Origin of the sequence: Streptomyces sp. NPDC101151, from assembly GCF_044768335.1 — a bacterium.
Taxonomy (GTDB): domain Bacteria; phylum Actinomycetota; class Actinomycetes; order Streptomycetales; family Streptomycetaceae; genus Streptomyces.
Genome location: NZ_JBIWPP010000078.1, coordinates 1 through 11,193, shown reverse-complemented (window position 1 = coordinate 11,193; position 11,193 = coordinate 1). Strand labels below are relative to the sequence as shown.

Below are 11,193 nucleotides of genomic sequence, written 5' to 3'. Positions count from 1 at the left end.
CGGCGTGTGAAGAGGGCTGCACACCGCCCCGCACACCGCCGCACAGCACGACCGCACACCCCGCCGCACAGACGACGACGGACCGCCCCGCAGACACCGGGGCGGCCCGCCCGATGACCACGGAGGTAGAGCCCGTGACCACCGATCCGAAGTATCCCCTCACCGAGACCGAGGCATCCGCCGAGGCCGCCCGCCTGATCCGTGAGGCGTACAAGCCCGAGCCCGCGCCGATCGTGACCAGCTACCGCGACCCGATCCCGGCCCCCACCGCCCCCACCGTCGGCAGCACGCCCCCGGTCCCTCAGCCCGACTCCCGGATCGTCCCCCAGTGGGCCGCCGGAGTCGCCGTGGCCTCGATCGGCGTCGGCGCCGGCGCCGTGGGACTCGGCTGCGCGGCCTGGCTTTTCCTTCAGGCCCTGTCCTCCGTGACCCTGACTGGGGTTCTCGCCGTCACCGCCCCGTTCGCCGGGGCCGCCGCGCTGGCCATGGCCATCGGCGGGGCCATCTCCAAGACCCGCCGGGCGTCGACCACGAACGTCTACCAGGGCACCGTGATCAAGCGGACCGAGATCACGTCGACCGCGCGCGGCATCGGCGCCCGCTCCCGGGTCGGGGAGTGATCGGCGTGAAGCTCGACACCCAAGCCCAAGTTGACGCTGCCGAGCGGGTCCTGCGCCTGTCGTGGGTCATCGTCGCCGGAGCGGTCCTGTTCTCGGTCCTCACCGTCACCCCGCTCGTGCAACGGGTGACGCCGGACGGCTGGGGGCTCACGGCGCCGATCCTGCCGATCGTCGTGGACGCGGCCGTGGTCATCGTCGTGCGGGTCGACGCGATCGTCGCCCGCCTCGACGGCGACGCCGGGTTCTGGCCGGCGCTTCTGCGGTGGCTCACCGGCCTGATGACGCTGGCGCTCAACGTCGGTGACTCCGCGCTCAAGGGCGACCTGGTGGGCGTCGGCGTCCACGCGGTCGCGCCGATCCTGCTCATTGTCACGGCCGAGGCCGGGCTGAAGTGGCGGCGCGCGATCACCACGGCGATCGAGCGGATCGAGCGTCAGCACCAGGCCGAGGCCGACCGTGAGCGCGAGCGTGAGCGCCAGCTCCGGGAGGAGCGGCGGGCCGAGCGTGAGCGCGAGCAGGAGGCCGCCCGGCAGGAGCGTGAGCGCCAGGAGGCCGCCGCCCGTGAGCGCCGTGAGCAGGAGGCCGCCGAACGTGAGCGCGAGCGTGAGCACGCCGCCCGGGTCGCCCGCGAGGAGCGTGAGCACGAGGCCCGGTTGGAGCGGGAGCGCGAGGAGCGGGCCGCCGCCCTCCGTAGCGAGGAGCAGGAGCGCATCGACCGCGAGCGCCGCGAGGAGCGGGAGCGCCAGGAGCGCGAGCGGCAGCAGCAGGAGGCCGCCCGGCAGGCCAAGGAGCGGGCACAGCAGGCCGAACGGGACCGGAAGGCAGCCGAGGGCCGTAAGCCCGCCCTGACGTCCGTGAGCGCCGCCGTGAGCACCCCGCGCCCGGCCGTGAGCGCCACCGTGAGCACCCCCGCTCACGAGACCGCTCACGACGCCGACAAGCCCGCCAAGATGACCGAGGCCGACGCTCGCAAGGCCGTCGCTGACGCCGTACGCGAGGGCCGCTCACAGCGGCAGGTCGCCGCGCTCACCGGCTGGTCGGTCGGCTGGGTCGCCGCCCGCTTCAAGGAGCTTGAGGAGGACGCGGCGTGAGCGGCAACGGCATGAGGCTCTTCCTGCTCATCAGGTCATGGCGGGTGCGCGCCGCCCTGTTATGGCTGGCACACACGCCGGTCGCCGCCGTCACCCCGCTCGCCGGGATCGGGCTGCGGGTGGTGCTCGGCTGGGGCAACCCGGCCTGGGCACCGCCCGCCGCCGGGTGGGCCACCGCCGCGCTTGTCGTGGCCACCCTCGCCGGGTTCCGCCTCCATCACGAGATGGACGCCCCCGGAGTCCCCTGCCGTTGGTGCGAGTTCGAGCTTGAGGAGGACCGATCGTGAGCACCACCGACCCGAACATGAACGCCGCTCACGCCGAGGTGAAGGCGGAGATCGCCCGCACCGACAACAAGACCGCGCTCCTGCTTGCCTTCGTCGGAGCGGTCCTGGCCGGCGCCTGGACGGTGGCCCGCGACCTGCCCCTGACCACGCCCGCGTACGTCACGGGCGGGTCCGGCCTCGTGCTCCTGGTCGCCGCCGCCGGACTGCTGCTCCGGTCCGTCCGCCCCAACATCAGGGGCAACCACGGCTTCCCGCTGTGGGCCACCGTCCACCCCGAGGAGATCGGCGCTGTTCTCTCGCGGGACCTCGCCGAGGACGTCGTCGGCCTCTCTCGCCTCGCCGTCGCGAAGTTCACCTGCCTGCGCCGAGCCGTCGACCTGACGTGTGCGGGTGGCGCCCTGCTCATCCTGTCCGTCGTGATCGCCGTGGGAGGCACGGTATGACCCGCAGGCCGCAGATCAACGACCCCGAGGCCCACGTCGTGACCAGCCACGGCGCAGACTTCTTCGGCGAGGACCGCCACCCGCTCAAGGCCCTGGCCTCCCTTGCCGGGTATGCCGAGGGCTGCCTGCCGTACGCCGAACGCGGCCCCCTCGTGCAGCTGCTGCAGAACCCCGGCGAGGGCGGGAGCATCCCGCCCGCCAGGGCCGCCGAGGTCGCCCAGCTCCTGCTGCGGCTCGCCCGCCACCGGTTCGTCAAGGCGAGCGCCGCCGCTCACGCCCGCGCCCTGGGCGACGCCGCCGCACGGGCCGCCGAGGACGGCGAACCGTGGGTGTGGACTGCGGAGGCGGGCCGATGACCTACCGAGGCCAGATGCGGACCGCCATGCTCACCGACCGGCTCATCAAGCCGACGGAGTACGTGCGGTGGGCCGACGCCCGCCGGCGCTTCGAGAACCGGAAGAAGGACCGCGACCTGGTCGCCGAACTCCGGCGGTCCATCCCCTGCGAGGGCCTGCGCGAGCCGATCATCCTCGGGGTCAGCGACCGCTACCCCGACGTGTACGTGGCTGACGGCCACCACCGGGCCGTAGCCCTCATGGGGTTGGGCGTCCCTAGCTTCCCGTTCCACTGGTACTGGATCAGAAGCTTCGGGGTCCGAATGGAAGCCGCGCCGTTCCCGTTCCACCTGCTTGACCGCTGAACGACAGAGCCCCGTCGGCCTTTTCGGCTGGCGGGGCTTCCTTCGGCCCGTCAAACCCCATCAGCCGCAAGGGCCGTCAGGCGCGGCGCAGGGAACGTCCAGCCCACGAAGTGGCAGGATCACTCCCCAGAAACGGCAACGGGCCGGGGCTCTGACCTCCCGACCCGTCCGCCCCCATCTCGCGTCCTTTACCCGGACGAGACAGGTGACGTTGCTCGTGCCCAGAGTACGAGGCGAGGCCCCCGCTTCGCCACAGGCGCCCGCAGGCTCGCGGCTGCGCTGCCGCCACTGCGGGAATCGGTTCACCCGTAAGCGCGCTGCCCAGCTCTTCTGCTCCCCGAACTGCCGCAAGCGCGCGGCGGACGCTTCTACCCCCCCGAAAACCGGCTCTGACCTGCGGGAACACGCCTCCGGGCGTGGACACCTTGGGAAAGAAACAACAGAGTTTCCCACCCCCCTCCGACCTGCGGAAACGTCGACGGGGGCAAATCCGGTCGCGGACCGGGAGGCCGCCCGGAGCGACGCGGCCCGACTGCGGAAGGCGGCCCGTTACTCGCGGCGCCGGACGCTGTGGCGGATCACTGGCGACGCCGCGTGCAAAGGCTGCGGCCGTGCCCTGATGGATCCCGCCTCCGGCGTGATCGTCGCCCAGACCGCCGCCGGAACCTCCGTCGTCCTCGGCCTCATGCGATGCGGGCGAATCTGGCTCTGTCCCGTCTGCGCCGCCACCATCCGGCACAAGCGGGCTGAGGAGATCACCACGGCCGTCGTGGAGTGGATCAAGCAGGGCGGGACCGCCTACCTGGTCACCTTCACCGCCCGTCACGCCAGCAAGGATCGCCTGGCCGACCTCATGGATGCCCTGCAGGGCACCCGCAAGACCGCCGACTCCCCCCGGCGACCGGGCGCCTACCAGCGGCTCATCACCGGCGGCACGTGGGCCGGACGGCCCGACCGGGGCCAGGACGGCATTCGTGACCACATCGGCTACGTCGGCATGATCCGTGCGACCGAGGTGACGGTCGGGCAGGCCCACGGTTGGCACCCGCACATTCACGCGATAGTGCTTGTCGGCGGCCGGACGGTCGGCGACAAGGCGGAGAAGCGGGTGGCCAAGACGTTCGAGCCGACTGAGGGACAGCTCGCGATGTGGCAGGACAACTGGCGGGCCACCTGGACCCGCACGCTTCAGCAGATCAACCCGAAATTCCGCCCCACCGACGACTGCCACCGCGCGGACTGCCCGTGCGGAGGCCTCGGCCACGGCGTCGACTTCAAGCGCCTGGAGACCGAGCGCGACGCGAACGACCTAGCCGAGTACATCGCCAAAACCCAGGACGGCAAGGCGCCGGCACTCGAACTCGCCCGTGCCGACCTCAAGACGGCCGGGCACGGCAACGTGGCGCCGTTCGAGCTGCTCGGCAGGATCGGCGACCTCACAGGAGGCGTTCCCGAAGACGACGCGGCCGGGCAGGGCTCGCTGGAGTGGAACCTCGCCCGCTGGCACGAGTACGAGCGGGCCACCAAGGGCCGCCGAGCCATCGAGTGGACCCGCTACCTGCGCGCCCTGCTAGGCATCGACGGCGGCGACACCGAGGCCGACGACCTCGACCTGCTCCTGGCGGCCGACGCCGAAGGCGGCGAACTCCGGGCGGGAGCCGCGGTCACCGAGGAGGGCTGGACTGCTGTCACCCGCCGTGCGCTTGACCTTGCCGCCACGGAGGCTGCCGAGGGAACAGACGGCAACATCAACCCGGCCGCCGTGGGCGACAGGGTCCGCAAGGTCCTCGCCCTGGCCGACGTCGCGGACACCGTCGTTGTGCTCACCTCCGCCGAGGTAGCCGAGGCGTACAGCGCGATGCTCGAAGCCCTCGCGCTCCGCCGTGAAGAGGCAGCTGCCCGTCGCCGTCGCGAGGTCGAGCACGACGACCAGGAGGACGACGCCGACACCCGCCAAAAACGTGCGGCCCGCCACCTTGCCCGACTCAGCGGGACGCCGGACTGACCCCAGTTCGCAATAACTTGCTGTCTTCATCTGCACCGCCATGGGCACCGCCATGCGACCGCCACGGGCCGCCGTCCATGGCGGTGCAGATGGCGGTCAAACCGGGGTTCATGGCGGTGCCGTGGCGGTGCTCATGGCGGTGCACGCCGCTCGCCCCCACCCGTCCATCCCGGGCTATCGGGGGAGTGTTGTCGGCCGGTGTACGGCTTGCCCTACAACTTGCCGTACAAGCTGCCTTACAAGTTGCCCTACGGCTTGCCCTACGGCTTGCCGTACAACTTGCTCCCAGGGCGCCCGGCGACAGCTCTCCACCTGCGTGGTCAAGGGGTCGCGCGGTGCCGACTACTTCCGTACGACACGCTCCTGGACCACAAGCGTGCGAGCGGATGAAAGGCGGTCGGGGGACCGGTCCGCCGGCGCCTCGCGCGCGGGTGCTCGCGTCCGTCACCGACCACCCAATAACGGCGGCCCCAGCCGCGCGGCACGCGCAACTGTTCCAGTTGCGTATAACTTGCTCCGCTTGCTCCGCTCGTCGGCGATCGAGGAACGAGGGTGGAGAACCGCTCAGCCGCTCAAGATCGCCGGGTAGCAAGAGGTGTGCTGTTCTCGGTCGCTCGCGTCGCTACAGATGCCGTCGAATCAGGAATGCCTAGGTGTGTTCTGTAGCGGGCTTTGTGCTGTGGCTGGTGGCCATCGAGTCGTGATGCATAGGTGTGGGGGATCCGTTCGAAGCGGCTGTTCGGTCGGTGGTGGTCGAAAGTGCCAGAGGTGTACGTCATCTCGGTGACGTACGGCGGGCGTCGGTGACGTACTTGCGACGGCGGCCGGGCTCGTCGTGCTCCTGGTCGTCGCCGCGACCCGCACGGCGCGAGCCGGGCGGAATTGGCGACCCGGCCGCCCGATCCCCGCGGCCGCCGCCCGAGCTCCCGCCCCACCTCCCTCTCCTCCTGGTGCTCGTGGCGGGCGTGGGTGGCGTAGAGGGGATGTCGGCCCAAGTGGAACCCGCCGACCACAGACGCCGACCTGTGGGAACTGGCAGCCGCGGAACGGCACTCGCGCAAGAGATGTCGCAACAGCAGTCGCAAGAGATCTCGCAACAGATGTCGCACCCCGACCACGAGACCGACCATGGCCTCCTCCTGGACCGCCAGGAGGAGGTGTCGGAGGCTTGCCCGGCTTGCCCACGGCTTGTGACCGGCGGCAACGACCGGGGCTTGCCCGGTGCCCTCCAACCCTCGGTCCAACCCTCGGTGCAACGGTGGAGGCAACGGTGGGGCCAACGGTCCAGGCAACGGTGGGAGCAACTGGGCGCCGGCGGACCGGCCCGGCGGGCGGGCAGCGGGACGGAGGCATGAGCGGCCCGGCCGCCGGGCCGGTCCGCCAGGCCGCGTGAGCGGCTCTTGAACCAGTAGAGAAAGTTGTAACGCGGCCCACGGGTACGGTCGTCTCCCATGAGCACCGAGACACCCCGTGACGGATCTGGCGAACCGCTGTGCGCCTGGTGCGGCGGACCGATCCAGCAGAGTGGCGTCGGCCGACGCCGGGATTACTGCTCGCGGACGCACCGCGAGTACGCCTACCGGGACCGGCGGGAGAAGGAGCAGCTCCTGCGGGCTTACTCGAAAGGGCGGGCTGACCAGCGCGAATTTTCGTCAACTGACGTAACGCGGAGAGCCTCCGTTTCGTCAGTTGACGAAACGCGGAGGGGTTCAGTTTCGTCAGTTGACGAAACTCGGTCCGTGGTCCGGCCGGTGCCGGCGCCCGCGGATCCGGTGCCCGCGAAACCGGCGGCTCCGTCACCGAAACCAGCGGTCGTGCCGCGGCGGCCCTCGATGCCCGTGCTGCCGCCGGGATCGCGGAAGCGTCCGCCGTTGCCGGGGCCTCCGCCCGGCGTCGTTCGGGCCGAGCAGCCCCCGCTCGACGGCTGACCGCCCCCTCGCGCGCGATACGCGCGGCACGCGGCACGCGCGGCACGCGTTGGACCCGCTCCAGGGGTCTCCTCGTGTGCACGCGGGTGCACGTGCACGCGTGCACGCCAAACGCGGGCGCGAGGCCCCGTCTTCGACACGCTCACGCGCCACGGTGATGCCCGCGCCGACGCGGAGCGACCACGGCGGCCGCCACCACTGCGCGGCAGCAGCTGCTCCCCCTCAGCCGCGGGCATGGGTACCGGTCCGCTCACGCGCCCGTATCCGTGACGGCGTCGGTACGGCGGCCAGCCCGGTCCGGCCGGCGCACCCGGCGACCGGGCCTCAGACGGCCTCCCCACCCCTCGCCGCTGCTCCCTCGACAGCACAACCGAGCCGCTGCAGTCGGCAATGGAGGTGCCACGTAAACCGCCCAGCGTTGCCGCCCGCCCACGGAGCCTGTACGCCGGGCATGACGAAGGCCCGCACCGAGATGGTGCGGGCCTTGGCTTTTGGCTCTTGCGGGGGTCACTCGCTGATGGGGACCCGTGAACCGGGGGCGTAGACGTCTTCCCAGTACCCGAGTGCCTGTTCGTCGTCGTGGAAGGTCACGGTGGTGACGAGGACAGCCACGGCGGAGTGCGAGGGGGCGTCGATCTCCAGAGCGCTCAGCTCATCCTGGGATGCCTGCCGTGCGTGGGCGGTGCGCTGCCCCTTCACCACCTCACGGCCGGTCCGCTCGGTGTAGAGCTTGTCGAACTGCTTCACCATGCGCACGTCGTCAGCCAGCTCGGGGACGGCCGAGACGGTGTGGGGCGGGTAGACGGAGACGCCGACGGACGTCGGCTTGTCGTCCTGCCGGAAGACGCGGATGCGGATCACAGCCTCGTCGCCTGGCTCCAGGGCGAGGGCGGTGCATACCTCGGGGTCGTAGATCGACCGACGCATCACGCGGTGGCCTGATGAGGTCTCGCCGGGTGCGTAGCGGAGCCCGTTCTTCTCCATGCGGTTCAGCCGGTCGGCACCGGTGATGACGATCGGCGACTTCTCCACGACGGTGCCCAGCGCGCCGCGAGATGTGACCAGGCCCTCGCTCTTGAGCACGGCCAAGGCCCTGCTCACGGTCTTGGCCGCCACGCCGAACTGGTCGCGGATCTCAGCGACTGACGGGAGCGAGTCGCCCGGAGCGAGTTCTCCGCTCTTGATCAGCGTGCGGAAGTGGGTGGCCACGTCGGCATACCCCTTTCCCTCCGGTGCCTTGTATGCCATGGCTTCTCCCTGTTTGTCGGAGCGCGGTACACCTCCGAAGGTACATCAATGACCCCCTCAAGGTACATCCTTGCCTCCAATCGGTGCTTCATGTACCTTCATGGCGTCGGCAAGGTACGTTAAGTACCTCCTGGTCGATAGATTCGTACCTTCGAGCACTCACAGAGAGGTGCTGTCGTGGCCAACACGAAGCCGCAGGCCGGAGCGAACGGCTCTCAGGCGAAAAACACCAACTTCACCGGATTTGCTCCGAAGTTCGGGCTGAACATCAACGTCAGTGGTGGCGGGGGCGGGGGCGGCCGGGGCCAGATGATCGCCGCTGGTGGCCAGGGCGGAGGCGGCTCGCACTTCATCCTCGGCGACCCCGAGTTCAACTCGGCTGAGGACGTGCGGAACTACTGCAACCACGTCCGTGCGCTGATGATCCAGGCGGCGATCGAGCTGGCCATGGCCTCGAAGATCTTGGAGGCGCGTCTGGCGCAGGCGCAGAAGCACCCCGGCGACAACCCGATCCAGGCCCGCATGCGGGCGCTGAAGGTCGGCCGGAAGCTCAAGAAGGCGGGCGACGGGGCCACCGCCGCCGCGAAGTCGGCGGTCGGCGCGTACGGCGCTTTCACCCGCGAGTACGCCGACCTGATGCGTCCGCGCCCGCAGCGCCCCGCGTCCACCAACCCCTTCAAGTTCTGAGAGGCGGAGCCGTGACCAGCAAGAACGCTGCGCAGCAGCAGGAAGACCGCCTCAACTCCGGTTCGTCCGCTTCCGGGATGGGTGCCTGGCTGTGGCACCGGGCCAAGCCCTTCACGCCGCCGTGGATCGTCACGGGAGCGGTCGGCCTCACAGGTGCCGGCGCCAACACGCTCTGGGGCCAGTCGCCGTGGGCGGGCGTCGGCCTCACCCTCGCCTCGGTCGGGCTGACGGCCGCGACCTGGTGGGCGGGCAAGTCGACCGGGCAGCAGCGCCGCCTCCACTCCGCCATCACCGTGGCGGCCGGGTCGGCCTGGTTCACGTCGGCCGCGCTGTCCGGACCGCTCACCGGCCCGCTGCCGGACCTGTTCCTGATGGGCGGGGCGACCATCGCTCTGACCTGGAACATCCGGCAGGTCATGCGCTCCTCGGGTGCCGAGACCACCGGGTCCGACTCGGACAAGGGCCTCCTGGAGAAGGTCGGGCTCGCCCGCACCAAGCTCAAGAACGTGCAGGTGGAGCCGAACCGCGTCACCGTGCCGTACGAGCTGCCCGCCGGTGAGCTGACCAACGACGACGTGGCCAAGGCCATCCCCCGCATCGCCTCCGCCCTCGATGTCCCGACCACCGCGATCCGTGTCCAGCACGACCCCGACTCCGCCAGGAAGGGCCAGTTCGTGATCGTGCCCGAGGACATGCTCAAGACCCCGACCGTGTGGCCCGGCCCGTACGCGCCCGGCAAGTCCATCGCCGTCCCACTGCGGATCGGCGTGTACGACGACGGCAGCGACCTGGTGCTGCCGCTCCTGGACGCGATCCACATCCTCGTCATGGGGATGACCGGCTCCGGCAAGACCGAGGGCGCGCTGGACGTGCTCTTCGAACTGCTGACCCGCAAGGACGTCGCGGTCTGGCTGGCCGACGCGGCGAAGGCGGGCCAGGATTTCCAGCCGCTGCTCCCGGCGATGGACTGGGCAGCGCTGGACACCCCGTCCGCCGGGGCTATGGTCGCGGCCGTCCAGGCCGTCATCCCCGCCCGCACCTCCTGGCTGCGCGACCACGGCTACCGCGCCTGGGAACCCGCGGCCGCGGAGCTGCAGACCAACCCCGCCCACTCCTGCGCCAAGTCCGGCGCCTGCGGCTGCCCCGGCATGCCGTATCTGGTCGCGTGGATGGAGGAGGCCGCCAAGCTGCTGCGCGACCTCGGGGACGACGTTTTCACCGGCATTGCCCAGGAGGCCCGTTCGGCGGGCGTCACGCTGGTCGTGTCGATGCAGCGCGCATCCGGCTACCAGCTCTCCACCGACACCCGCGCCTCCCTCCCGGCCGCGATCTGCTTCGGCGTCCGCGGCGACGACGCCGGATTCGCGCTGCCGGAGGAAGTGCTGGACGCCGGGGCGAACCCGGCAGCCTGGGGCAACAAGCGCAAGGGCTACTGCTACATGGTCAGCGCCGGAGTGGACGAGGACCTGTACGCCAATCCGGCCCGGACGTTCTGGACCGGCCCGTCGGGCGAGTACGAGCGGGCGGCCCGCTGGATCGTGGAGCAGTTTGCGGCCGTGCGCCCCGAGCTGGACGCGGTGACGGCCGCCGCCGCCGAGCGGGTCGCAGGCACGCTGTTCACCGGTCGCCGTGAGCGTGCGGCCGGCGCCCCGATCCCGGCCGCCTCTCCCGCCGCGGAGCTGACGGAGGAGCAGGAGTCGGCCCAGGAGATCGCCGCGCTCGTCGATGCCGAGGACGCCGATCTGGACGCGTCGGCCGAACTGCCCGGCGTCGCCACCAACGCCGAGCTGCCGCAGTCGAAGCCGTCGACCGAGGAGGCCCGCGAACTCCTGGACGAGATGGTGCGCATGCTCGCCGCGGTCGGTCCCGGCACGGTCGCCGTCCGCGACCTGGGCCCGTACCTGGAGCAGATCGGCCGTGACCGGAGCTGGGTCTCCAAGGAGATGAAGCGGCTCGCCGAGGAGGGCCACCTGGCCGCGACCGGCGAGGCGGGCGTGTACCGCCTCATTCCCTCGCTTGCCGCCGCCTGACGGCCGCCGCACAGCCGCACACCCCCGCACAGCCGCACAACGCGATTCCCCACGTCACGCGGCGTGTGAAGAGGGCTGCACACCGCCCCGCACACCGCCGCACAGCACGACCGCACACCCCGCCGCACAGACGACGACGGACCGCCCCGCAGAC

At 71.1% G+C, this 11,193-nt stretch carries 10 protein-coding genes; 9 read left to right on the top strand and 1 reads right to left on the bottom strand.

Annotated elements, in window-relative coordinates; translation table 11 throughout:
- From ACIRU3_RS46495 to ACIRU3_RS46465, 7 genes are all read left to right on the top strand, one after another.
- A partial coding sequence (locus ACIRU3_RS46495; protein ID WP_404070343.1) for a hypothetical protein occupies nucleotides 1-620 on the top strand: 620 nt, incomplete at its 5' end.
- A 5-nt stretch (nucleotides 621-625) separates the two neighbouring features.
- Complete coding sequence (locus tag ACIRU3_RS46490; protein ID WP_404070341.1) at nucleotides 626-1,711, top strand: DUF2637 domain-containing protein; 1,086 nt, start codon at nucleotides 626-628, stop codon at nucleotides 1,709-1,711.
- On the top strand, nucleotides 1,708-1,998 hold the full coding sequence (locus ACIRU3_RS46485) for a hypothetical protein (protein WP_404070339.1): 291 nt from the start codon (nucleotides 1,708-1,710) through the stop codon (nucleotides 1,996-1,998). Before ACIRU3_RS46490 ends, ACIRU3_RS46485 begins: the two co-directional genes overlap by 4 nt.
- Complete coding sequence (locus ACIRU3_RS46480; RefSeq protein ID WP_404070338.1) at nucleotides 1,995-2,441, top strand: Pycsar system effector family protein; 447 nt, start codon at nucleotides 1,995-1,997, stop codon at nucleotides 2,439-2,441. The genes ACIRU3_RS46485 and ACIRU3_RS46480 overlap by 4 nt, the downstream gene beginning before the upstream one ends.
- Nucleotides 2,438-2,797 (top strand): hypothetical protein, encoded by a 360-nt coding sequence (locus ACIRU3_RS46475; protein ID WP_404070336.1) that lies wholly within the window; start codon nucleotides 2,438-2,440, stop codon nucleotides 2,795-2,797. The genes ACIRU3_RS46480 and ACIRU3_RS46475 overlap by 4 nt, the downstream gene beginning before the upstream one ends.
- On the top strand, nucleotides 2,794-3,141 hold the full coding sequence (locus ACIRU3_RS46470; RefSeq protein ID WP_404070334.1) for a ParB N-terminal domain-containing protein: 348 nt from the start codon (nucleotides 2,794-2,796) through the stop codon (nucleotides 3,139-3,141). Before ACIRU3_RS46475 ends, ACIRU3_RS46470 begins: the two co-directional genes overlap by 4 nt.
- 619 nt (nucleotides 3,142-3,760) lie before the next feature.
- On the top strand, nucleotides 3,761-5,146 hold the full coding sequence (locus tag ACIRU3_RS46465; protein WP_404070332.1) for a hypothetical protein: 1,386 nt from the start codon (nucleotides 3,761-3,763) through the stop codon (nucleotides 5,144-5,146).
- A 2,435-nt stretch (nucleotides 5,147-7,581) separates the two neighbouring features.
- Here ACIRU3_RS46465 and ACIRU3_RS46460 read toward each other — a convergent pair.
- Nucleotides 7,582-8,322: a GntR family transcriptional regulator gene (locus tag ACIRU3_RS46460; protein WP_404070330.1), complete on the bottom strand. Its 741-nt coding sequence runs from the start codon at nucleotides 8,320-8,322 to the stop codon at nucleotides 7,582-7,584.
- Between the two features lie 177 nt (nucleotides 8,323-8,499).
- Between ACIRU3_RS46460 and traA the strand changes: the two genes are divergently transcribed.
- Nucleotides 8,500-9,009 (top strand): plasmid transfer protein TraA, encoded by a 510-nt coding sequence (gene traA, locus ACIRU3_RS46455; RefSeq protein WP_404070328.1) that lies wholly within the window; start codon nucleotides 8,500-8,502, stop codon nucleotides 9,007-9,009.
- Nucleotides 9,010-9,020: 11 nt separating this feature from the next.
- Complete coding sequence (gene traB, locus ACIRU3_RS46450) at nucleotides 9,021-11,039, top strand: plasmid transfer protein TraB (RefSeq protein WP_404070326.1); 2,019 nt, start codon at nucleotides 9,021-9,023, stop codon at nucleotides 11,037-11,039.
- Nucleotides 11,040-11,193: the final 154 nt, after the last annotated feature.

Bases quoted from the DNA above. Each gene is read 5' to 3' on its own strand.
- ACIRU3_RS46465 (WP_404070332.1), top strand. From the start codon at position 3,761: ATGGATCCCGCCTCCGGCGTGATCGTCGCCCAGACCGCCGCCGGAACC.
- ACIRU3_RS46460 (WP_404070330.1), bottom strand. From the start codon at position 8,322: ATGGCATACAAGGCACCGGAGGGAAAGGGGTATGCCGACGTGGCCACC.
- ACIRU3_RS46470 (WP_404070334.1), top strand. From the start codon at position 2,794: ATGACCTACCGAGGCCAGATGCGGACCGCCATGCTCACCGACCGGCTC.
- ACIRU3_RS46475 (WP_404070336.1), top strand. From the start codon at position 2,438: ATGACCCGCAGGCCGCAGATCAACGACCCCGAGGCCCACGTCGTGACC.